The following is a 21,311-nucleotide window of genomic DNA, read 5'->3' as shown; positions in this document are numbered from 1 at the left end:
CGAGCGAACGCGGACCAGGCCAGTGGCAATTGAAGTTAAAGCGGAACATTCTGGAAAGTTTGGCCGTAGCGGGTGACAGCCCCGTACGCGTAGATACTTTGATTGTCCTAGAGTAGGGCGGGACACGAGAAATCCTGTCTGAACATGGGGAGACCACTCTCCAAGCCTAAGTACTCGTGCATGACCGATAGCGAACAAGTACCGTGAGGGAAAGGTGAAAAGCACCCCGACAAGGGGAGTGAAATAGAACCTGAAACCGGATGCCTACAAACAGTCGGAGCCTGAAAGGGTGACGGCGTACCTTTTGTATAATGGGTCAACGACTTAGTGTAACAAGCAAGCTTAAGCCGGTAGGTGTAGGCGCAGCGAAAGCGAGTCTGAATAGGGCGATTTAGTTTGTTGCATTAGACCCGAAACCGAGTGATCTAGCCATGAGCAGGTTGAAGGTTGGGTAACACCAACTGGAGGACCGAACCCGCATCTGTTGCAATAGATTGGGATGACTTGTGGCTAGGGGTGAAAGGCCAATCAAACTCGGAAATAGCTGGTTCTCCGCGAAATCTATTTAGGTAGAGCGTCGATCGAATACCCCCGGGGGTAGAGCACTGGATGGGCTATGGGGACTCACCGTCTTACTGATCCTAACCAAACTCCGAATACCGGGGAGTACTAATCGGCAGACACACGGCGGGTGCTAACGTCCGTCGTGAAAAGGGCAACAACCCTGACCTCCAGCTAAGGTCCCCAAGTCATGGCTAAGTGGGAAAGGATGTGAGGATCCCAAAACAACCAGGATGTTGGCTTAGAAGCAGCCATCATTTAAAGAAAGCGTAACAGCTCACTGGTCTAAATAAGGGTCTTTGCGCCGAAAATGTAACGGGGCTGAAGCCATGCACCGAAGCTGAGGATGTGTAGCAATACACGTGGTAGCGGAGCGTTCCGTAAGCCTGTGAAGGGACAGTCGTGAGACATCCTGGAGGTATCGGAAGTGCGAATGTTGACATGAGTAACGATAAAGAGGGTGAGAGACCCTCTCGCCGAAAGACCAAGGGTTCCTGCTTAAAGTTAATCTGAGCAGGGTTAGCCGGCCCCTAAGACGAGGCGGACACGCGTAGTCGATGGGAACCACGTTAATATTCGTGGGCCTGGTGGTAGTGACGGATTGCTCAACTTGTAAGGTCTTATTGGATTGATCTTGCAGGGACGCGGTTCCAGGAAACAGCTCCACCGTATAGACCGTACCCGAAACCGACACAGGTGGTCAGGTAGAGTATACCAAGGCGCTTGAGAGAACTATGTTGAAGGAACTCGGCAAATTGCACGCGTAACTTCGGAAGAAGCGTGACCCCATTTTACGCAAGTGAGATGGGGTGGCACAGACCAGGGGGTAGCGACTGTTTATCAAAAACACAGGGCTCTGCGAAGTCGCAAGACGACGTATAGGGTCTGACGCCTGCCCGGTGCTGGAAGGTTAAAGGGAGAGGTGCAAGCTTTGAACTGAAGCCCCAGTAAACGGCGGCCGTAACTATAACGGTCCTAAGGTAGCGAAATTCCTTGTCGGGTAAGTTCCGACCTGCACGAATGGCGTAACGACTTCCCCGCTGTCTCCAACATAGACTCAGTGAAATTGAATTCCCCGTGAAGATGCGGGGTTCCTGCGGTCAGACGGAAAGACCCCGTGCACCTTTACTATAGCTTTACACTGGCATTCGTGTCGGCATGTGTAGGATAGGTGGTAGGCTTTGAAGCGGGGACGCCAGTTTCCGTGGAGCCATCCTTGAAATACCACCCTTATCGTCATGGATGTCTAACCGCGGTCCGTTATCCGGATCCGGGACAGTGTATGGTGGGTAGTTTGACTGGGGCGGTCGCCTCCGAAAGAGTAACGGAGGCGCGCGATGGTGGGCTCAGACCGGTCGGAAATCGGTCGTCGAGTGCAATGGCATAAGCCCGCCTGACTGCGAGACTGACAAGTCGAGCAGAGACGAAAGTCGGTCATAGTGATCCGGTGGTCCCGCGTGGAAGGGCCATCGCTCAACGGATAAAAGGTACGCCGGGGATAACAGGCTGATGACCCCCAAGAGTCCATATCGACGGGGTTGTTTGGCACCTCGATGTCGGCTCATCGCATCCTGGGGCTGGAGCAGGTCCCAAGGGTTTGGCTGTTCGCCAATTAAAGCGGTACGTGAGCTGGGTTCAGAACGTCGTGAGACAGTTCGGTCCCTATCTGCCGTGGGTGTAGGAATATTGACAGGATCTGTCCCTAGTACGAGAGGACCGGGATGGACATATCTCTGGTGGACCTGTTGTCCTGCCAAGGGCATAGCAGGGTAGCTACATATGGAAGGGATAACCGCTGAAGGCATCTAAGCGGGAAACCCACCTGAAAACGAGTGTTCCCTATCAGAGCCGTGGAAGACGACCACGTTGATAGGCCGGGTGTGGAAGTGCAGCAATGCATGAAGCTTACCGGTACTAATAGCTCGATCGGCTTGATCGTTCTCATTGACCATGCTCATCAACGCGCCAAAGGCGCCGATGACCATCGATACGTGTTCAAAACAAAACACGAGTGACAAATCACTCCTGTACCAGCTTCTCAATTAGTTGCGCTTCGCTGACCTGGTGGTTATGGCGGGGTGGCTGCACCCGTTCCCATTCCGAACACGGCCGTGAAACGCCCCAGCGCCCATGGTACTTCGTCTCAAGACGCGGGAGAGTCGGTCGCTGCCAGGTCTGCAAAACGCAACTAACAATCTTCTCAACACCAAACTAACGGCCCAAAGCCAAGCAAAACGGGCCGCCCTCAAAGCGGTCCGTTCCGCTTTGAACAAAGAACACAAATATAACGCGGGGTGGAGCAGCCCGGTAGCTCGTCAGGCTCATAACCTGAAGGCCGCAGGTTCAAATCCTGCCCCCGCAACCAAAATTGACCACCAATTCAATGGGCTTCGAGGAAACTCGGAGCCCTTTTTGCGTGAAAAAGCACATAGAACGTAACCGGCCGGTTGTTACCGCGGAGATTTCGCCTTGACGCGTGCGATGAGCTCTTCGTCATCGACAAAGTCTTTCAGGAAGTTGTTCCAGGTTTCCGGCGAACGGCGACCGTAAGAAAGCATCTCGCTCAGTTCGTCGATGCCACCGTCAGTGAGAGCGGGAGCCCATACATCGGACCCGTCGTGGAACCTCCGTCACTGTGGCGCCATCCAGCCCAACCTGCATGACAATCTCGAGCTTCTGCTCATCACGCCATCGGCGCCGTCGTTCCTGCCCAAGAATATCGATCCGCATCCCAATCCTCGCCTAAGACACGACATTAAAGACGTCCTTAAAGTCGTATCTTAGGAAACCACGGCGACGCGCGGACGGCGGCGGTCAGGTTAACGCGCGTCTCGGCGATTGCCCTTTGCCGCATCTTCGCCGACTGCCACAGTTCATCGTCGATGATCTGAAGCTCAGGTACCCCCGTGATGATCCGCACGACCAACTCGTAAACAGTCAGAACAGATAACCCAACATATCGATTTGGCCGATAGGCCAACTTTCGCCTCGTACCGGTTTGACAAGGAAGCAATCCGAGAGGTCGCGCTCGATGACAGCCACACTCTCAACGTCCTCCACGGCGAGCCACTTAGTCATCGCCGGGTCAATGCGCCGAAAACCATTCGCGATGTAGAGCGTGTCAACGTCTCCCATCAAGACCAGGAAGTCGACATTGGAAGCAAGCGCCAGACTTTCGACTTGCTTTAGAAGATCTCCCGCGACGCCGACACCGCGATGCGCTGGCGTAACGCAGAGGTCGATGACTCCGAAGATCCTGATGATCTTTCCACCGGCCCTTATGACCCGGTGATCAACACCTGCCTGGCCAATGACGGTCTCGCCTTCAAACGCCAGAGAGCGGAAGTGCGGCAGTTGCTTGAAATACGTTCTGCCATCGAAGGTGTCAGGAAAACTCTCGTCCAGCAGAGCCGCAATCTGCGCCGTTGTTGGCGCGTCAATTTCGTATTCTGGCGTAAATTTCACAATATAGTTGTTTGCCATTAGCCTACCCGGCCCAAAGCCTCAAGAATGTCTTTCGCTATTGCAGCCGAGGACGCGCTCGTCCCGGGTTCAACACGCGAGACACCGTCTACAGTCTCGCTCATCAGGATTTCTGGATCGTTGTCGTTAAGGTTTCAACCGACCAACCTCCCTTGAGAGGACTGGATACATCGGAACCGGACATTCTTTCATTCCTTCCAAGTTTTTCAGAGGACAATAGTAGCTACAAGTGATACGTTATAGCATTACCTGTATGCAGTCAACGAGTGCCTGCAACGAGTGAGAGGGATTCGATGCGGCCTTTAATAACGGCGCAGTCCCGAATGAACTCGGGTTCTACGGAAACGCTGACAATCGGGAATGGCCGCAATACCAACTTTCGGAAGATGGCCGAGAAAAGCCTCTTCGGTCCCCATTTAGCAATAGTAAGGTCGAAACCTGATGGACATCAATTTCAGTATTCTTGCCCTCTATATGGTGGCGGTCGTAACGATGATTGCCGTTCCCGGTCCAGTCGCGGTTCTGGTGACCGGAGCGGGCCTTGCCGGCGGGCCGACTAAAGCTCTCCGAACAATCTTCGGCACAAATGCCGCTTCCCTCGTGCTGATCCTACTTTCGGCCTTGGTGGTAAGGGGGCTTTTTGCGATCAACGAGACGGCGTTCAATGTCCTAAAACTCGCCGGAGCCTGCTATATCGCCTATATCGGCTGGGACATTTTTCGAGAGGCTGGCGCATCGGACCAAGGCCAGGCGAACATTCAGCCCCGTGTTGGCGGTTTCTCCAAGGGCTTCGTCATGGCAATCTCGAACCCCAAGGATATCATTTTCTTCGCGTCGTTTTTCCCGCAGTTCATTGGGATCACGAGCGACACCAATACCAGCATCGCATTGCTCACAGTCGTATGGATTATCCTGGATTTTGCGACGTTGATGCTGGTCTATCGCCTGGTCAGTAAGCTGTTGAAGCCCACCGTTGATCGAACCATGCTGCGCGTGTCGGGTGTTCTGCTGCTCATGATCGCAGTTGGCGGCATCGCTATGACGGCTGTGGAGCTTTGGAGAGTGGTTAGCGCGTGAAGTTGTCGCGAACGCCTGACTTCCGAGGCGTCACAAAATTCGGCGATTCATACGACGCAATAAAATCGAAAGTTTCGCCGGCGACTCGGTGCGGAATTGGCCTTCAACCACGGCATCGACTTTGGAGGAGGACGGGGCATCGGAATCTGAACCCGTCCGATTTGCCGCCGTCTCTCCGCTACAGCCCTATGCCATATGGAACCCTCTTGGGCGCCTGTAACGGCCTGACCTGTCTGGTCCCAGCAGTTGCCAGAAACAGCCACCAGGAGGCAGGCCAGCCATGCGCGAACCAGATCGTATCATCCGTCTCAAAACCGTCCTTGCCCGCACCGGGCAAAGCTTGGCTGCTTGCGCCGCTACTCGGACGATGACTAGGCCTGAAGCGTATCCTGCAAGCAGACGCTCGATCGGTGACACGCGGTGATGAGATGATGAGATCCCGCTGCCGCTGATCGATTGACCGTAGGAGCACTAGGCGATCAGCCCATGGTCGTTTGGACCCAATCAAGGATCCATCGTCATCGACGCCGCTACGCATGGCTGCCTGAACGACGACCGGTGAGCGACACCGCTCCTGGCGACGGAGATGAAGCGGATCGCGGAAGTAGGGAAAGGTTGCCGCTGGCGACAGAGCTCATCCGGGCATGCCTTTATCATAACAGATCGGCGAATTGGTCCGAGAGGTCCTCCTCGGGGTCGTCCGGTTTAGCCGACAGGAATTCGTGCAGCACTATTAGCTTGGCCAAAAGTTCGTCGAATGTGACGATCAGCACATCTCGTTGGCTTCCGCGGTAGATCTCGAACGACCTCTTCAAGTCGTGCGTTTCCGGCAGCCTGCCGATGATCAGGATGCAGGGAACCGACCATGCCTGAATGTGGGGGGCCCGCCTCTTTGACGGCGCCACAGAAGCCGAGACCGGCTTGCGACCAAAGCAGGCTGCACAAGCCAATCTCAATTAGAACAGTCTCATCCCGCCAACTCACTGTGCCGCCGATTGCTGTGCCCTTTCGACCGGAGTAGATAACGACAATGATAAAATCAGCACGGTCAAATAGAATATCGCCGAACTCGAAATTGCTGCCGTGAGACCGTACTGGTCCGCGAGATAGCCAATTGCAGGCGCAGCAACTGCCACCACTGCAGAGTCCGATAACGAAATCAAGGACGCCGATGACGCTCTGACTTTATTTTCAATGATGGAATGGAAATGTCCATTGACCTGTATGTGCAGGATGACATGCAGCGCTATGTGCGCAAGGAATGCGATGACAACGATGTATATCTGATCTGTGAAAGCGAAGGCCCCAATTGCAGCAATGTTCGCAACGCTCAGATACTTCACGTTGGATAATTTGAGGAACGTCGATTTTGCAGCTCTCGCGGCAAGCGTCGATGCTGCATTGATTATAAAGAACCCCAGGAAGACATAGGAAAGGGCGATTTTCTCGAACTTCACCTGCCAGAGCAATATGGGTGCCACCGCACTCGCATTGCGGATGATCAGAAGATAGGTCGCTCGATATTTGAAGATTCCGACCCAGCTGGAGAACAGCTCTCGCAACGTGGAATCAGCGCCTTCTGCCGGTCGGTCGTGGAACATTGCCAACACGACGATTGCGAGAACGAAGAACAGGATGGCGAGCAACCATATCGAACTCTCCACGTAGTAGAAGGCGAGAACACCCGCGCAGCCGCCAATGAGTGAACCGGCGCCTCCATAAAGGCCCATTCTGCTGAGTTCGGAGGACATGCTTTCATGGGATCGCTCCTTCACCTCGTTGAGGATGAGCGCGTAGGTCGTTCCGCTTGCCGCGGCGGTTGCTATGCCCGCAAGCGCTTGTGCGACGAACATTGATGAGGCGCCGAAGTTCGCCGCAAAAATTGCAAAGGCGATGATGCGAAGGGAAAATCCAATATATAAGGAGAGCTTGCTCGAATACTTGTCGAACAGAATCGCAAAAGGCAGCTCGGCAAGGCTGACGAAAATATTGAATACGGACACCATCAGCCCGATGAAAACAAGATTGTAACCTATGTTTTGGAAATAGATTACATCGACTACGCTGAAGCTCGCAACCCCAGCGGCGGTGGACATGACCAATAGGAAGGGAAAGACGCTTCATCTTACATAAACATTGAATGCGTGTAGGTAATTTCACCGAGTTCGAAACCCGTTAACGAGGCGAACTGCTTGAATCGGTCATTGTTGGCGTAGAAAGTCGGGTCCGTGACAGCCATTTTTGACATGGTGATCTTGACCACCGCAAAGCCCGGCGTCTGAGCCAGGATATAGCGATACGCCCGAAGCCCTTGGGTTACAGCCTCGTCCAGCAAGTTCTTCAATCCATCGCCCGGGACCGGCAAATCTTCGATGATTTCGGCGTCGACCGGATTAAAGAAATTCGGGAAATCCGCGATCGATGTCCCGTCACGCCATCTGTCTCGCATATCCATGTCGCTGCGGGGTTCGTCGGGTGTGGCCGACAGGGAATAGTACATCTGCATGCACTCCGAGAAAGCTCTTTCAACGCTGTGCGCCAGGCGGAAGGTCGCGCCTGTGGGGTCCCGGTGCCGATCGGCAGGTTAAACAATTGTTTTTGCTAAAGCAACCGGGGCCATCACTCGATACTTATTCACAGGCACACCATAGAAATTGCTCACATGTTGCCAGCTTGGCCGTAGGTTAGGCCACGACGCCTTAGACAGCTATCTGCAACGAACGTCGGTACCGGTAGTTGCGTGCCCCCTGTACCTTTTTCATGTCGGCGCGTCGGTATCAGTTGGATAGATCGAGCACGGCGCTATCATCCAGAAAAGGGAACGGCAGCGCCCTCGGCCTTTGCGCGGTTACCGCCGCAACTTAGGCCTTGATTAATGGTGGAAGGTCCGTCCGCAACCACTGATACCAACACTCCCGCGCGAGCCGCGCCGGGAGTGTTCTCGTTTTTGTAGTCGTTCCAATGGCTTGGCGCTCGACGAATTGGGGATCGTGCCCAGTTCGCCGTGCAGCGTCGCGTCGATTTGGCCGCGTTCTGGTGCCGGCGTCAGCACGATCTTTCCTCCTGATTTCGGGCGCATCGCCGAAACCGACACGGCATGACAGGCGCTTCTTGAGGAAGATTTCATCAGCCGTCTAGCCAGGCGGCGAGGCCGTCCAGCGTCTGCAGCCCGTATTCCACCGCGCCGAAGCCGATGACCACCTGACGCCGCTCGCGACTGGGGTGGAGCTGGCGCATTGTCAGCACTGTCTTGCCGTCGGCCTGCTCATCGAACGTCACTGTGGCGCGGAAACGGTCGGGGTCGTCAGGGTCAGGTGTGCCGTAGTCCATTACGATCCGCTCGTTCGGCACGATCTCCAGAAAGCGCATGAGGTTCGGGAAGCGCTGCTCCTTGCCCTCGAACACGCCTACCATGTCGAACCGCCAGACCCCACCTTCGCGAATATCGGCCTCATGGCTTTCGATTCTAAGGCCGGCCGGACCATACCATTCAGTTAGCGCCCTAGGGTCCATCCAGGCGGCAAAGACCTTGTCGCGTGGGTGATTCAGCAGCTTGACCAGCACGATTTCGCGATCGAGCGACCAGGTCTCAAACAGGTTTGCCATGTCCTTCAACATCCTCTTCCGTCTTGTCCAAGTAGACTTCCAGGCGATCCAACCGATCGGTCCAGCGCCGGCGTTCTGTTTCCATCCAATCCGCCGCCTCGTCGAAGCGCGCCTGCACCAGCCGGCACCAGCGGCTGCGCCCCCGCTTCTCGCTGGCAATCAGCCCGCAATCTTCCAGCACCTTGAGATGCTGGGCGAAGGAGGGCAGCGCCATGTCGAAAGGGTCGGCCAGGACGCTGACCGGCACCTCGCCCTCAGCCAGCCGCGATATCACCGCGCGGCGGGTCGGGTCGCTGAGAGCGTGAAAGGCGAGGTCGAGGGGGGTCGAATGGTAAGGCATGCGACTTGTTAAAACAGCTCCGGGCTCTGGTCAAGGATAGAAAGGCACTTGCCTTAGTGTCCGGCTCCGGATACGAAGGTAAATGCCTTAGTATCAAGCCCGCTTGATATTGGGACGGTATGCAACCACTCATAAGGAGGACTCCAGTGGTAGTTCGTGTCGATCTCATGATCTCGCTCGATGGTTTCGCGACAACGACGGACCAGACGCCCGAAGCTCCGTTCGGCGAGGACTGGTCGCGTCTCGTCGGAGCATATGCTGCAACGCGAACGTTCCGCGAGCGCGTGTTAAAGGATACGACGGGAGCAGGGACCACAGGTGTCGACGACGAATACGCGAAGGAGTACTTCGATAATGTGGGTGCCGAGATCATGGGCGCTGGCATGTTCGGACTCCACAACTTTCCCGATGATCCGAACTGGCGTGGCTGGTGGGGCGACGAGCCACCGTTCCGGGTTCCGGTCTTCGTCCTCACCCATAGGCCACGGCCTTCCTTAGAGATGGCCGGCGGGACGACTTTTCATTTCATCAACACCACGCCTGCTGATGCGCTCCAGCGGGCTGTCAGTGTGGCGGGCGACAAGGATGTGCGGGTTGGCGGCGGTCCCACTGTCGTTCGCGACTTCCTAAAGGCGGGCCTTGTCGATCGTCTTCATGTTGCTATCGCTCCGATTTTGCTGGGGCGCGGTATACGCCTGTGGGACGATCTGCGCGGCTTGGAAGCTGGCTGTACCGTCAAGGCAGAAACGGCACCGAGTGGCACCATCCACCTGACCTTCCAACGCTAGCCGCTCGCCTGTGACTTGGGCGATCATGGACTGTCCACAGATGGTCCATGATGTCGGCTTATCGTGTTGCCAGTGCAGGTGCCGACAGTCTGCTTTCGGCCCCGCATCAGCCGTTTAAGTCATTGGCTATAAAATGGCTTCATGGCCGGATTGACCACAGCGCAGTTCGCCTACCAGACCGGCGCCTGCCTGTTCGGCGCGGGGCCTGTCGGCCTGGTTGCGGCCGGTGCGGCCTTTGGTTTGCTGGCGGTCCTTTTCGATACGCTGCGCTCCCCGATCCTGCGCCTCATCGTGGGGCTGGTCTTCGCCGCGTCCGCCGCCGTCGCTGGATATGGCGGGTCCAAGGCATTACGCGCGAAGCCATGCCCTCCGAAATCTGGCGACAGCTCTTCTGCATCGTCGGCGGTGGTTTCGTCGGCGTCTCAACGCTGCTACGCTTGGCAGCACCGACCAAAATGGTGTCGCAAAATCCCTGAATTTCGTCAGAAGGGCGGTAAGCTATGGAGAGTGGGATTACTATATCGCTTGAGCCAGTCTCTCCGGCCGATCTAGGCGAGGTAGATACTATCTTCGATGAACTCACCGCCTACTCGCAGCATGTCGATGGTGTCTTGAGACGCGATAACGCGGCCTATGAATTCGCAACTGCGCTCCCGCCCGGTTACGACCCGCGTCAAAAGCATGCGTTCTTAGCGAACTGCCAAGGTGCGCCCGTCGGCCTTCTGGATATCATCGACGGCTACCCTATGCCCGGGACGGAGTTCATTGGCCTTCTGGCTGTCCGGGAGAGTGCACAGGATTCTGGCGTTGGCCGAGCACTGTTTCGTGAGGCGGAACGGTTCGCTCGCGACCATCTCAGAGCACGCACCTTGCGGCTGGCCGTGGTGGAAACAAATCCGGTCATGGGCTTTTGGATTAAGATGGGCTTCCGTCCTACTGGTGAAGTTAAACCCTTCGAGGGGAAGATGATCAAATCGCGCTCGGCCCTAATGGAGAAAGAGCTTTAGTTATCTCCCTGCTGTCGCGGAAGTTCTAAGTTATAGCACCTCCTACAGCGCTGCCCAAAACAGAATCATGATCGTTCCAGCTCAGGCCGCCTCTGCTCCCATCCCGATTTCTTTTATCTGCGGTGTTGGTCCGGGTTCCCCCTCTGCTGTTGCCATCTCTGCTTCCCATAAGCATCTTCTAATGGAAAACCATCTAGTCGAGACGTCCCTCAGATCCGGTTTTAAGCCAGGCTAAAATACGCTCACTGCGATTATTTCTATAGAAAGAAAAAAAGTCAATGATATAACATTACGTGTAATTCAAAATCACTGCATCTTGGCTGTGATCGGTGAACTTGCCGCCTACGCTGATTTCCTGGTCGAGGAAAGTGGCATGCGACTCGGCGTCTCTGACTGGGGCTGTTGCGTCTATCGTGCGGAGACCGCGGCATGCATGGTAGACGAGTGTGGGCCGAACCGCTCTGACGCACCGTCGGTAGTGCTACTTCGTGGCTGAAACACTTGCCCTGAGCGCAGCTAAAAATGCGAGAACCGCAGACGACGGTGCGTCGATCATGCCGATTGCGGCAGCCTCGGGGTTTGCCTGACCGTAGAGACGGGCCAAGCGGTAGCCGATCGTGTAACCTGCCCATCGGGGCAGTTCGCCAGTGCCAAAGAACCAAGCCGCGTGATCGTAATCCTGGCGATCTTGTTCGCGTTCGGCCTGGTCGAGAAGGTCGCACCAACCGCCATCGCGCAGCGCGCTCGACCAAGGCGGGGCGGAAAGGCCAGTAATGGTTTCCGAGAAAGCGTCGGCAAGCCCCTCCGATACCAAGGCCTCACCCAACGACAATCCGTAGCCACATGCACCCCATCGCATTGCATGATGGAGTTCATGGGCCAGCATACGCCTGAAAACTCCTTGCACTAGATGGGCCTCGAGGTCAGCCGTCTTGGGATCGAGATTGATGGTCACCAGCCCGCGACGGAAGCAGGAACCGCCAAAGCCCAATTCTGGAATGACCTCATCCGGTAGGTATTGGATGACGATGTCGAACGAGCGTTGATGAAATTCCGGCGGAACGACGGCGCGAATGCGAGCGGCAACGGAATTAGCCTGCGCCCGAATAGCGTTGCGCCAAGGGGCAAGCGACCCTTCGGCTTCAAGGAAATGGAGGTTGAGCTTCATGATTGTCCAAACGCATGTTCTGCTGCACCCTTGTCTGTAGAGGCCGCATCATATTTCCGAAGGTGTCGAAGAACCTTGCGGAGAAGATTATGCAATGGTCACGAAGCTAATCATGAGGGCACCTTGCCATGATCGGCCCAGCCCGTCAAAGCGACAAGTCGAGGCTCGCTGTTGCGAAGGCTTTGGGTCCTCCTGCGGAAGATTATGACTAGCACCGGGCACAGTCCGCCGCTCGTATGCCGCTTTGAAGTCGGGTTCATCATAATCGATCGCTGCGCGCTTGCCGCTCTAACCAACTGAATCACGTATTTGCTAACGCTTTAGCGGCAAAGCAGCGGCGTGCGAGTTCGGGAGGATCTGTGCGCCCTTGTATTTTCCGTGAAAATCTTGGCTTCCAGAGGATCAGCGATGCGCTGTGAAGGATTGTAAAAACCTCGCCGGAGGAAGTGCGTGTCCGAGGACTATGGACTGGGAATAGCCGCGAACATCGCGGCGATTCTAACGGGGTCATCGCAACCGTCGCCTATGCGCGCTTTCGTTGGGAGCGTCGTCAGAAACGCCTCCGCCTGGAGAATCATCTTAAGGAGGAGCGTGAAACGGGCTTTGATCAAGGCAACGGCGCGATCCTTAATCTCGTTGCTCATCTCGGCATGACCGAAGCCGAGATTATCGATGCGGCGTTTCGCAGCAAATTCATTCAGCGCCGCGTGGCGTTGGACCAAGACGGGAGGGCGGACCGACTGCTCCTTTCTTACGAAACGCGCGACATTGAGAGGGACTACCCGCGCCGGCCCGGCAAGCCACGCTTCTAGTTCGGGAAGGATAGGATGAGCGACGAGGCTTCACATCTGGCGTGTTGCGCGCTACGGCGAGGACGAAAGCCGATCCGGTTTTGGGGATCGGCGGCAAGGCCGCCGCTCGCCGGGCACGGCCGTATCATTCCGTCGTCTTCCATGCCGCAGTTCCTACAGTTTCCAGTAGTAGACGGCGAATCGTCTTTGGCCTATCGATGAACCCATGCGATCGTCTCTGGAACATCTGCCGGAAGAAAAGCAGCGCGAGCTTGCCCGCATTGTTGCGATCATCCATGAGGAGTTCGCCGACGCGCTGTCAGGGACCTCGGCCGCCTTCAAGAAGCGCGGCCGGATCTTAAAGATTCTGCTTTTTGGTTCGTTTGCGCGCGGCACCTGGGTCGACGAGCCGCACACGATGAAGGGCTACCGCTCCGACTACGATATCCTGGTCATCGTCAATTCCAAACAGCTGGCTGAACCGCAGTACTGGGACAAAACCACCGACCGGCTGATGTGGGACAAGCAGGTCAAAACCCCGGTCGGGCTGATCGTCCATGGTGCCAGGGAGGTCAATAACTTCCTGGCCGACGGCCAGTATTTCTTCGTCGACATCCTGCGCGAGGGCATCGTGCTCTACGAGCTCGACGACCGGCCGCTGGCCGAACCAAGAAAGCTTTCCGCTACCGATGCGTATAGGGTGGCCAAGGAGCATTTCGAGAGGATCTTCAGATACTCGACGTCATTCATCAAGGGCGCCAAGTTCTACCGTACAGAAGGGGACACTAATCTCGCGGCGTTTGAACTGCACCAGTCCGTCGAGTCGGCGTATTCTGCATTGCTTCTCACGCTGACGAACTACAGCCCGCCGTCGCACAATCTGAAATTCCTCCGCGGGCTGGCTGAAGATCAGGACCACCGGCTCATCGACGCCTGGCCGCGCGACCAGCACCGCTACATCGCGTGGTACAACATCCTCAACGAAGCCTATGTCAAAGCGCGATATTCGAAGCACTTCGAGATCACCGAAGAAGCGCTTGCCTGGCTGCTTGAGCGGACCGAACACTTGCACCAGATTGTCGCGGCGATTTGTAAGGAGCGACTTTCGGAACTGGAGCGGGCAATCGTTTGACGGTTCCGCTGAATTCGGTATTGGAGCCAGTGCCGCGCGAGCGGCTTCGTCCAAGGGTCGACAGCGGAAGATGGCCTCGTCGGATCGCGCCAGAGGCAGACGTTTAGGCTCTAGCGCTGGCAGGTTCATTGCGGTCATCCTAATGCTCGACCGTTTCAATTTTGCGGAGATAGCAGATGACGGATGGAGTTACATCGGACCTGGCGGGTCTTGCCGAACCGATTGCAATTGCCGCGACACTAGACGGCGAGTTTGTCCTTCGCTCTGGTCAGGTGTCCCAAGGCTCAGACATCTCGTCCATGCAATGCGGTCAAGGCTTATAGCAAGCAGTTGAGACGAAAGCGGTTTGGTGTCCGCCATCGACTGGATCGCTGGGGATGAGTCAGCGAAACTCGCCGCGATCAGAGCTTTCGTCATGATCATAGCATAAGCCATTGATCATGGTGTTCTCGACTACCCGCCATAGGTCCTACACTCAGGTATCCCTATACCAAAGTATCGAACACACGCGCCCTCCGCACGATGGTCCAGATCCCTTGAGTTTTGCAAAGTGGAGACCCGCAGCCCGGTACGAGGAAGACCGAAAATGACCGCCCGTTTCGCGCTTTGAGGCCTAACGCCGTTTATCTTGAGGCTTAGCGGCGTTGACACAGCGTTGACGCCGGAGAGCCTGGAGCATTCGGACGATTTAATGATTGCGGCTGCTCAGCTACCGTCGCGGTTCGCCCTCGACGGGGTGCTAGGCAAACCATCGTTCTATCGATTTGGGGGACGATTTTGGGCTCTGTGGGACTGATTTTTCGAAATTCTGGAGTTTGCAATGCGCTTTTACTTTTTAGTGGCCCTTATGATTGGAACGTTCGCGGGTATACCGGAAGTGCCGGCAGCAAACGACACGATCATCGATGCCTCCCATTCAATCATCGATGGCAAGTCCGACGTTGACGGGGTCGCTTATCACTACCTTTTGGCGCAGGGTGGGCCGCAAACGGTCGTGTTGCTGCATGGCTGGGGTACCACGTCATATATGTGGCGTCATGTGATGCCGCAATTGGCGACCCAAGGGTATACAGTTCTCGCGCCGGATCTTCGTGGTCTGGGCGACACCGCCAAACCTCTGGCTGGCTATGATAAGGCTTCGATAGCCGAGGACGTTCGAAAGCTGGTGAGCAATCTGGGCATCGGTCCGTTGGTAAACCTTGTCGGCCACGACATGGGCGGCATGGTCGTCTATGCCTATGCCGCTAAATATCCCAATGACGTTGAGACACTTGCGATTTTGGATGTTCCTCTCCCCGGCATTGAGCCTTGGGACGATTTGATCCACGGTCCTCGTACATGGCATTTTCGCTTCCACTCTGTCCGTGACGTTCCGGAAATGCTTATCGCAGGCCGCGAACTCGAATATCTGAAATGGTTCCACAATGCCGAGGGCGTTAACTCGCGCGCCTTCGATAACGAAGCCGACGAAGTTTACGGACGCTCATATGCTCAGCCAGGGGCGCTTCGCGCCGGCTTTGAATACTATCGCGCCTTCCCCAAAGACGTTGAAGCTAACAGATTATTTTCGATCGAGAAGCTGCAGATGCCGGTTCTTGCCATGAGTGGAGTTGGGGGCATGGGAGCAGAGTATGGCAACCACATCCGCCATGTCGCAAAAAACGTACGCGGCGTGGTCGTGGAGGGTTCTGGCCATTGGATCCCCGAGGAGCAGCCTGCAGCCGTTACAAAAGCATTGACCGAATTTCTTCCTGCACCCATGTGATTGCGACCCTCCTATGTCACATGCATTGGAGCCGGCGGCGTATGCGACCGGCTTCTTCCATTGCAGGCCGGGCCGTGTTGCATTGTGTCAATAAACCATCGTACATCTCAATCTACTTGAAGCCTCTCTCGGCAGGCCGTCGCAAGTGGCGGTTCTCCATGGAGACGAAACTATACTCAGAAGAATTAGACCGGCCTAACCACTCTTTTGCTCGCCCGATGTTTACGCTGTCCTTCGCAGCCGAAAAAGCCGGGACGCAAAGATATCAGTCGTGTTCGACCAGAAGCTTCCGAATGTTCCTGGAAAGAGCATGGTGGGTGTCTTGGTCGAATACGGTCCAGGTGGATTTAGGTCCGCGCACAGGCATGCAAGAAGCGCTGTTATCTATACCACGGTGATAGAAGGCGAAATCAGTTCTTCAACTCGAAGGTCGGCAAAAACTCCGTCCTCAAGTACCTTGCGTGCAAGCACATTGAGGCGATCATAGATTGGCGGCACAGCGTTCATGCCGCTGCGTGCCAGCCATCGCGGATATGGCGGTAACCCTGGCGATAGACCGCTTCCGGCGTTTCGGAAAAGTCGCGCCAGACCTTTGTCGCGGCGGCAAGGTCCTTGAGCGCCCGGCCGAAGGCCTCGATCGTCAGCCAGCCGTCGTAGCCGCTCGACCGCAGGGCCTTGAACGTTTCCGCCCAGGGAATATGGCCGCGCCCCGGAACGCCGCGGTCGTTCTCAGAAATATGCACATGGACGATGCGGTCGCTGTTTCGCGTGAAGGCGCTGATGGGATCAGCCTCCTCGATATTGCTGTGGAAAGTGTCGTACATCGCGCGGATGTTGGGGTGCCCGACCGCGTCGACATGGGCCGCTAGGGCGTCCATCGTGTTGAACAGATAGCATTCGAAGCGGTTCAGCGCCTCGAGCCCGATCGTGACGCCGCGCTTTGCGGCATGATCACCGATCGCGCGTTGTGAGGAGACCGAGCGCTTGAGTTCCGCCGCGCTCGGGCCGCTTCCGGAAAATTGTCCGAGCGTCGAATGCAGCGGCCCGCTCAGCATCGTGGCGCCGAGCGCATCGCTGCAGTCGATGGCCCATTTCATGTAGTTGATGCCGCGTCTGCGGGTTGCGGCGTCGGACGCGATCAGGTTCATCGAGGGATCGCCCATGGCGGAAACGGCGGTCCGTTCCAGGCCGATCCGGTCGAGCAGGTCTCCCAGCCGGCGGTAGTTGTCGGGCGTGCCCGAAAAGATCGGTATCTCGACGCCATCAAACCCAGTGCTCTTGATGTCGCGCAACAGTCCTTCATGCTTCCGGCCGACACTCGTCGTCCAGAGGAACATGCACATGCCGATCTTCATGTCTCCTCCTTTTGGCCCCGTGGACCCCCCTGAGCGGCGTTCTTACAGCGCCCTTCGCTTTTCCATTATCTGGTAATACCAAATCCGAAAATCTGGTCAAGCCAGTTCCCGGTTCCAATCGCCTGCAAATCCGCGTGAAAACAAGAAAATTGGCATTAAAGCTCGGCAAAATAAGACGTATCGCCGTTTCTGACTCCACCTTGCAGAGGGCGAAAAATTGCGCTAGAGCTAGCAATTGACAAGAATTGGCCCAACCAGATTGCCGAAGGCAGCGGGCCGGTGACGACAAGGTGACCGTTTGCCGCCGCCATCGGCGATCGAACGAGTTGGTAACAGTCTGGGAGGACTTCATGCATCTTTCGACACACAACTGGATGCGAGCCGAACCGCTCGCCGTCACGCTGAAGCGCATCAAGAAATATGGCTACGAAAGCATCGAGATATCCGGCGAGCCGGCACAGTACGACATCAAGGAGACGCGCGCGCTGCTGAAAGAGTACGGTATCCGCTGCTGGGGCGCCGTCACGCTGACGCTCGGCGAGCGGAACCTTGCCGCAAGGGACGAAGGCCAGCGCGCCAGGTCAGTGGACTATGTCAAGAGCGTCATCACTATGGTCAGCGAACTCGAGGGCGAGATCGTTACCCTCGTACCGGCGACCGTCGGCAAGGTGGTGCCGGATGGGACCGAGGAGGAAGAGTGGACGTGGGTGGTGGACGCAACCAAGGAATGTTTTGCCCATGCCCGGAAGAAGGGCGTGCGCATTGCCGTCGAGCCGCTCAACCGTTTCGAGACCTATTTCTTCAACCGTGCCGCCCAGGCGCTGGCGCTCGCCGATGCCGTCAGCCCCGAATGCGGGGTCTGCCTCGATGCTTTTCACCTGAACATCGAGGAGGATGACATGTATGAAGCGATCCGGCTCGCCGGAAAGCGCCTGTTCGATTTCCACATCGCCGACAACAATCGTTTCGCCGCCGGCCTCGGCATGCTCGACTGGCCAAAGATCATCGGCACGCTGAGGGAGATCGGCTACGACGGCGCGGTGACGAACGAGTTTGTCGCTCCGGTCGATCGCACGCCGGCGGCCAAGTACCCGGACATGGTGGAGCGCAACCCCGTCGATATCCCGCCGGAGCAGCTGAAGTTCATCCAGGACCACGGCTCAAGCCTTCTCACCGAGAAGTTCTACGACGATCAGATGCGGATCACCGCCGAGACGATCCTGCCACTGATCAAAGTAACGAACGGAAAGGCATAGGCCCGGCGGCCCGCGGGTCGTGAGGGCGGGAGATCCGACACATGCGTATCAAGACCGTAGAGGCCTGGTGGGTCAAGATTCCCATCGAGGCGAGCCGCCAACATCGCAGCGACTTCGGCCGGCTGACGACCTTCGATGCTGCCATCCTGCGTATCGAAACGAACGACGGCATCGTCGGCTGGGGAGAAGGCAAGAATGCCGCCGGCAGTGCAGGCACCTATGGCACGCTGGTGCACATGCTGAACCACGAGGTGGGGCCGGAGCTCATCGGCCGTGATCCTGCAGACATCTCTCCCATATGGGAGATGCTTTACAACGGCGTACGCCACGAGATGGCGGCTATTTCGGGTCATGCCATGCCGCAGATCGCGCGGCGCGGCCTCTCCGTCGCGGCGATCAGCGCGGTCGACCTAGCGCTGTGGGACATTCTCGGCAAGTCGCTCGGCGTCCCCGTCTGGAAACTGCTGGGTGGCCGCAAGGCGGACAGGTTACCCGCCTATGCCTCGGGTGGTTGGGAGAGCGCAAACCTGATCGGCGAACAGCTCCAGTCCTATATCGCGGCCGGCGGTTTCAAGTCGGTCAAGATGCGCGTCGGCGCGATGGACCGCGCGCCGCATGTCTCGGCCTCACGAGTGCGGGCGGCCCGCGAGGCGATCGGCCCCGACGTCGACCTTATGGTCGATGCGCACGGCACCTATACGGTTGCCGAAGCGAAGCGCTTCATGGAGATGGTGGCGGATTGCGACCTCGCCTGGTTCGAGGAACCGGTGATCGCCGACGACAAGCCGGGCATGGCGGAGGTGCGCGCGGCGGGGAACGTGCCGATCGCTGCGGGCGAGAGCGAGTCGACACGGTTTGCCTTCCGCGATCTTGCCATGCTGCGGGCCGCCGATATATTCCAACCCGATCCGGCCTTCTGTGGTGGCATTACGGAGGCGATGCGCATCAGCTCGCTCGCCAGCGCCTTCAACCTCCGTTTCGCACCGCATCTTTGGGCTGGTGCGCCCTGTTTCTTCTCCGGCCTGCACTTGTGCGCGGCTTCCCCGGCAAGCTTCGTTATCGAATATTCGCTCGGCGCGAATCCGATGATCCATGATCTTGTCGAGGACACTGTGTCGGTAAAGGACGGCATGATAGAGATTCCTGATAAACCCGGCCTGGGCTTCACGATCAATCAGAGGGTCCTCGAGGCTCACGCCCAAAGACTGTGACGATGAAAGAAAATTCCCTCCTCTCCGATCTCGCGGCATATCTTTTCTCGAATTCGAGCGGCAACGGCCGCACGCCTTCGGAGCGGGAGCTTGCTGAGCATTTCGGCGTCAGCCGCGGCCATATCCGCGAGACGCTGGCGATCCTGGAGGCGATGCGCATCGTCGAGCGCCGCGCCAAGTCGGGTATCTACCTGACGACCACGGAGGCGAGCGTAGAGGCCATGGCACTTTTTGCTCGAGCCGGCGTGCCGCTTGATCCGATCCTGATCTACGAGACCGTGGAACTGCGCAAGATACATGAGATCAAGGCCGCGGAACTCGCCTGCCTGCGGGCGACGGAAGAAAATTACCAGCGCCTGCGCGACATCCTTGCCGCGTCCGAGGCGAAGCTTGCCGCAGGCGAGGGGCTGGCGCGCGAGGACCGAGATTTCCATCTGGAGATCGTCCGAGCCACCAAGAATAGCGTCTTCTATCGCGTGTGCAGCGTCTACTACATGATGGGCGAGCAGCGCCTGCCGATCTATTTTAGCGACGTCGCCCGCCGCTGGCGCTCGCATGAGGAACATGTCCGCATCTACGAGGCGCTGCTTGCCCGCGATGGCAATCTCGCCCAGGCGCTGATGAACGCGCATCTCCAGGGTGCGGAAAGCTATTGGAAGGGTCTCATCGGCGGGCCTGCGATGGCCGCCGGATAGGTGTAACCGGCGGGGAGGGCCGATGAGCTTCATCTTTTCCACACATCCCCTGCATCCTGCCGCCGAGGCGGTGCTTAAGGCTGCGGGCGATCTGCGCATCGCCTCCGCGCCCGACCCCGAAACGTTGCTGCGAGAAGGGCGGGGCGCGGGCATCGTCGTCGTGCGCGCGCCGATCCCGCCGGCCTTCTTCGAGGATGCGCCGGCGCTTCGCGCTGCGATCCGCCATGGCGCCGGGCTCGACATGGTGCCGATGGATGCGGCGAACCGCGTCGGCGTGCTTGTCGCCAACGTGCCGGCTGTGAATGCGTCGACGGTCGCCGAGCACGTCTTCCTCGTGACGCTCGCCCTGCTTCGGCGCTTCCGCCTGATGGACCGGGAACTGCGGCAGAGGGGCTGGGCGGCCGGGCGCGGCCAGTCGGACGGGGCTGCGGACCTCGGGGGCCGCACCATGGGCATTGTCGGCATGGGCAATGTCGGCAAGGCGATTTTCCGGATCGCGAAGTTCGGTTTCGGCCTCGAGGTGGTCGCCACGAGCCGGTCGCCGGAGCGCGTGCCGGACGGTGTGCGCTTCCTGCCGGTCGACGACCTCGTCGCGATGGCCGACATCGTCGTGCTCTGCTGCCCGCTGACGTCGGAGACGACAGGCCTGCTCAATGCCGGGCGCATCGGCCGCATGAAGCCCGATGCCATTCTGGTCAACGTCTCGCGCGGCCCGGTGATCGATGACGCGGCGCTGATCGAGGCGCTGCGCGAGGGACGCATCGGCGGAGCCGCGCTCGACGTCTTCGCGACCCAGCCCCTTCCGCTCGACCATCCATATTTCAGCTTCGACAATGTCATCGTCACTCCGCATCTCGCCGGTCTTACGGATGAGAGCATGATGCGGATGGGAACGGTCGCGGCAAGCGAAGTCCTGCGCGTCATGAAGGGCGAACTGCCCGTCAATCTGCGCAATCCCGAAGTGGTCGAGCACTACCGCCGGCGCTTTCCGGCATAGCTCAGCCCCTTCGCGACGATCCGAAACGCTGGCGGCTCCTGCGGTGTCACGGAAGCCGTTGGCATCTTTCCAACCTATC

The 21,311-nt window shown here is 57.5% G+C and carries 20 protein-coding genes, 1 tRNA gene, 2 rRNA genes and 2 pseudogenes (1 of these 25 only partly in view); 16 read left to right on the top strand and 9 right to left on the bottom strand.

What is annotated here, in order from left to right; all coding sequences use genetic code 11:
* From N2599_RS13700 to N2599_RS13690, 3 genes are all read left to right on the top strand, one after another.
* Window positions 1-2,500: ribosomal RNA gene (locus tag N2599_RS13700) — 23S ribosomal RNA — on the top strand; it begins 449 nt to the left of the window's first position.
* A gap of 121 nt (window positions 2,501-2,621) precedes the next feature.
* Window positions 2,622-2,736 (top strand): 5S ribosomal RNA (gene rrf, locus N2599_RS13695).
* Between the two features lie 113 nt (window positions 2,737-2,849).
* Window positions 2,850-2,926 (top strand) — tRNA-Met (locus tag N2599_RS13690).
* 572 nt (window positions 2,927-3,498) lie between these two features.
* On the opposite strand, the gene N2599_RS13685 is transcribed toward N2599_RS13690, so the two are convergent.
* Window positions 3,499-4,044: a GNAT family N-acetyltransferase gene (locus N2599_RS13685; protein WP_027510013.1), complete on the bottom strand. Its 546-nt coding sequence runs from the start codon at window positions 4,042-4,044 to the stop codon at window positions 3,499-3,501.
* Window positions 4,045-4,396: 352 nt separating this feature from the next.
* Between N2599_RS13685 and N2599_RS37835 the strand changes: the two are divergent.
* Together N2599_RS37835 and N2599_RS13680 are read left to right on the top strand one after the other, a co-directional pair.
* Window positions 4,397-4,486, top strand: a pseudogene (locus N2599_RS37835) (hypothetical protein); the annotation flags it as partial.
* On the top strand, window positions 4,486-5,121 hold the full coding sequence (locus tag N2599_RS13680; protein ID WP_027510014.1) for a LysE family translocator: 636 nt from the start codon (window positions 4,486-4,488) through the stop codon (window positions 5,119-5,121). The pseudogene N2599_RS37835 and the gene N2599_RS13680, both read left to right, overlap by 1 nt.
* A gap of 653 nt (window positions 5,122-5,774) precedes the next feature.
* On the opposite strand, the gene N2599_RS37830 is transcribed toward N2599_RS13680, so the two are convergent.
* From N2599_RS37830 to N2599_RS13650, 6 genes are all read right to left on the bottom strand, one after another.
* Complete coding sequence (locus N2599_RS37830; RefSeq protein ID WP_375714109.1) at window positions 5,775-5,936, bottom strand: hypothetical protein; 162 nt, start codon at window positions 5,934-5,936, stop codon at window positions 5,775-5,777.
* Between the two features lie 165 nt (window positions 5,937-6,101).
* Window positions 6,102-7,217 (bottom strand): MFS transporter, encoded by a 1,116-nt coding sequence (locus N2599_RS13670; RefSeq protein ID WP_027510015.1) that lies wholly within the window; start codon window positions 7,215-7,217, stop codon window positions 6,102-6,104.
* Window positions 7,218-7,246: 29 nt separating this feature from the next.
* Window positions 7,247-7,621, bottom strand: coding sequence for a hypothetical protein (locus N2599_RS13665; protein ID WP_156915269.1), 375 nt, complete (start codon window positions 7,619-7,621; stop codon window positions 7,247-7,249).
* 372 nt (window positions 7,622-7,993) lie between these two features.
* Complete coding sequence (locus N2599_RS13660) at window positions 7,994-8,248, bottom strand: hypothetical protein (RefSeq protein WP_156915270.1); 255 nt, start codon at window positions 8,246-8,248, stop codon at window positions 7,994-7,996.
* Complete coding sequence (locus N2599_RS13655; protein ID WP_037141920.1) at window positions 8,248-8,727, bottom strand: SRPBCC family protein; 480 nt, start codon at window positions 8,725-8,727, stop codon at window positions 8,248-8,250. Before N2599_RS13655 ends, N2599_RS13660 begins: the two co-directional genes overlap by 1 nt.
* Window positions 8,711-9,067, bottom strand: a complete 357-nt coding sequence (locus tag N2599_RS13650) for an ArsR/SmtB family transcription factor (RefSeq protein WP_027510018.1) — start codon at window positions 9,065-9,067, stop codon at window positions 8,711-8,713. The genes N2599_RS13655 and N2599_RS13650 overlap by 17 nt, the downstream gene beginning before the upstream one ends.
* 146 nt (window positions 9,068-9,213) lie before the next feature.
* On the opposite strand from N2599_RS13650, the gene N2599_RS13645 reads away from it, so the two are divergent.
* From N2599_RS13645 to N2599_RS13635, 3 genes are all read left to right on the top strand, one after another.
* Window positions 9,214-9,855, top strand: coding sequence for a dihydrofolate reductase family protein (locus N2599_RS13645; RefSeq protein WP_027510019.1), 642 nt, complete (start codon window positions 9,214-9,216; stop codon window positions 9,853-9,855).
* A gap of 141 nt (window positions 9,856-9,996) precedes the next feature.
* Window positions 9,997-10,407 (top strand): hypothetical protein, encoded by a 411-nt coding sequence (locus tag N2599_RS13640; RefSeq protein WP_375714108.1) that lies wholly within the window; start codon window positions 9,997-9,999, stop codon window positions 10,405-10,407.
* A gap of 59 nt (window positions 10,408-10,466) precedes the next feature.
* Complete coding sequence (locus N2599_RS13635) at window positions 10,467-10,862, top strand: GNAT family N-acetyltransferase (RefSeq protein ID WP_245209243.1); 396 nt, start codon at window positions 10,467-10,469, stop codon at window positions 10,860-10,862.
* A gap of 481 nt (window positions 10,863-11,343) precedes the next feature.
* On the opposite strand, the gene N2599_RS13630 is transcribed toward N2599_RS13635, so the two are convergent.
* A complete protein-coding gene (locus tag N2599_RS13630; protein ID WP_051336561.1) occupies window positions 11,344-12,030 on the bottom strand; it encodes a DUF2268 domain-containing putative Zn-dependent protease in 687 nt (228 codons plus the stop codon).
* 446 nt (window positions 12,031-12,476) lie between these two features.
* Between N2599_RS13630 and N2599_RS13625 the strand changes: the two genes are divergently transcribed.
* The 4 genes and pseudogenes from N2599_RS13625 to N2599_RS13610 form a co-directional block, all read left to right on the top strand.
* Window positions 12,477-12,842 carry a hypothetical protein gene (locus tag N2599_RS13625; RefSeq protein WP_156915271.1) on the top strand — a complete coding sequence of 122 codons (366 nt, stop codon included), beginning with the start codon at window positions 12,477-12,479 and terminating at the stop codon, window positions 12,840-12,842.
* 205 nt (window positions 12,843-13,047) lie between these two features.
* Window positions 13,048-13,953, top strand: a complete 906-nt coding sequence (locus tag N2599_RS13620) for a nucleotidyltransferase and HEPN domain-containing protein (protein WP_027510021.1) — start codon at window positions 13,048-13,050, stop codon at window positions 13,951-13,953.
* Window positions 13,954-14,773: 820 nt separating this feature from the next.
* Window positions 14,774-15,718, top strand: a complete 945-nt coding sequence (locus N2599_RS13615; protein WP_084606453.1) for an alpha/beta fold hydrolase — start codon at window positions 14,774-14,776, stop codon at window positions 15,716-15,718.
* Window positions 15,719-15,971: 253 nt separating this feature from the next.
* A pseudogene (locus tag N2599_RS13610) lies at window positions 15,972-16,136 on the top strand (cupin domain-containing protein); the annotation flags it as partial.
* Between the two features lie 85 nt (window positions 16,137-16,221).
* Here the strand turns inward: N2599_RS13610 and N2599_RS13605 are convergent.
* On the bottom strand, window positions 16,222-17,073 hold the full coding sequence (locus tag N2599_RS13605; protein ID WP_027510023.1) for a sugar phosphate isomerase/epimerase family protein: 852 nt from the start codon (window positions 17,071-17,073) through the stop codon (window positions 16,222-16,224).
* A gap of 350 nt (window positions 17,074-17,423) precedes the next feature.
* Here N2599_RS13605 and N2599_RS13600 point away from each other — a divergent pair, with 350 nt between their 5' ends.
* Genes N2599_RS13600 through N2599_RS13585 form a run of 4 tightly spaced genes read left to right on the top strand, consistent with a single transcriptional unit; the run spans window position 17,424 to window position 21,232 of the window.
* The gene (locus N2599_RS13600) at window positions 17,424-18,329 is read left to right on the top strand and encodes a sugar phosphate isomerase/epimerase family protein (protein ID WP_027510024.1); all 906 of its coding nucleotides are present in this window, start codon (window positions 17,424-17,426) and stop codon (window positions 18,327-18,329) included.
* Between the two features lie 41 nt (window positions 18,330-18,370).
* The gene (locus N2599_RS13595) at window positions 18,371-19,540 is read left to right on the top strand and encodes a mandelate racemase/muconate lactonizing enzyme family protein (protein WP_027510025.1); all 1,170 of its coding nucleotides are present in this window, start codon (window positions 18,371-18,373) and stop codon (window positions 19,538-19,540) included.
* 2 nt (window positions 19,541-19,542) lie between these two features.
* The gene (locus N2599_RS13590) at window positions 19,543-20,235 is read left to right on the top strand and encodes a FadR/GntR family transcriptional regulator (protein ID WP_100772259.1); all 693 of its coding nucleotides are present in this window, start codon (window positions 19,543-19,545) and stop codon (window positions 20,233-20,235) included.
* Between the two features lie 22 nt (window positions 20,236-20,257).
* Window positions 20,258-21,232, top strand: coding sequence for an NAD(P)-dependent oxidoreductase (locus tag N2599_RS13585; protein WP_027510027.1), 975 nt, complete (start codon window positions 20,258-20,260; stop codon window positions 21,230-21,232).
* Window positions 21,233-21,311: the final 79 nt, after the last annotated feature.

This window comes from Rhizobium sullae (assembly GCF_025200715.1).
GTDB lineage: Bacteria > Pseudomonadota > Alphaproteobacteria > Rhizobiales > Rhizobiaceae > Rhizobium > Rhizobium sullae.
The sequence above is the reverse complement of the archived record's forward strand: the minus strand, read 5'-3'. Positions and strand labels throughout refer to the sequence as shown.

Coding starts and splice junctions, on each gene's coding strand:
- N2599_RS13640 (WP_375714108.1), top strand. CDS start 9,997: ATGGCCGGATTGACCACAGCGCAGTTCGCCTACCAGACCGGCGCCTGC.
- N2599_RS13650 (WP_027510018.1), bottom strand. CDS start 9,067: ATGCCTTACCATTCGACCCCCCTCGACCTCGCCTTTCACGCTCTCAGC.
- N2599_RS13655 (WP_037141920.1), bottom strand. CDS start 8,727: ATGGCAAACCTGTTTGAGACCTGGTCGCTCGATCGCGAAATCGTGCTG.
- N2599_RS13685 (WP_027510013.1), bottom strand. CDS start 4,044: ATGGCAAACAACTATATTGTGAAATTTACGCCAGAATACGAAATTGAC.
- N2599_RS13615 (WP_084606453.1), top strand. CDS start 14,774: ATGCGCTTTTACTTTTTAGTGGCCCTTATGATTGGAACGTTCGCGGGT.
- N2599_RS13595 (WP_027510025.1), top strand. CDS start 18,371: ATGCGTATCAAGACCGTAGAGGCCTGGTGGGTCAAGATTCCCATCGAG.
- N2599_RS13670 (WP_027510015.1), bottom strand. CDS start 7,217: ATGTCCACCGCCGCTGGGGTTGCGAGCTTCAGCGTAGTCGATGTAATC.
- N2599_RS13590 (WP_100772259.1), top strand. CDS start 19,543: ATGAAAGAAAATTCCCTCCTCTCCGATCTCGCGGCATATCTTTTCTCG.
- N2599_RS13620 (WP_027510021.1), top strand. CDS start 13,048: ATGCGATCGTCTCTGGAACATCTGCCGGAAGAAAAGCAGCGCGAGCTT.
- N2599_RS13630 (WP_051336561.1), bottom strand. CDS start 12,030: ATGAAGCTCAACCTCCATTTCCTTGAAGCCGAAGGGTCGCTTGCCCCT.
- N2599_RS13665 (WP_156915269.1), bottom strand. CDS start 7,621: ATGTACTATTCCCTGTCGGCCACACCCGACGAACCCCGCAGCGACATG.
- N2599_RS13680 (WP_027510014.1), top strand. CDS start 4,486: ATGGACATCAATTTCAGTATTCTTGCCCTCTATATGGTGGCGGTCGTA.
- N2599_RS13660 (WP_156915270.1), bottom strand. CDS start 8,248: ATGAAATCTTCCTCAAGAAGCGCCTGTCATGCCGTGTCGGTTTCGGCG.
- N2599_RS13600 (WP_027510024.1), top strand. CDS start 17,424: ATGCATCTTTCGACACACAACTGGATGCGAGCCGAACCGCTCGCCGTC.
- N2599_RS13605 (WP_027510023.1), bottom strand. CDS start 17,073: ATGAAGATCGGCATGTGCATGTTCCTCTGGACGACGAGTGTCGGCCGG.
- N2599_RS13585 (WP_027510027.1), top strand. CDS start 20,258: ATGAGCTTCATCTTTTCCACACATCCCCTGCATCCTGCCGCCGAGGCG.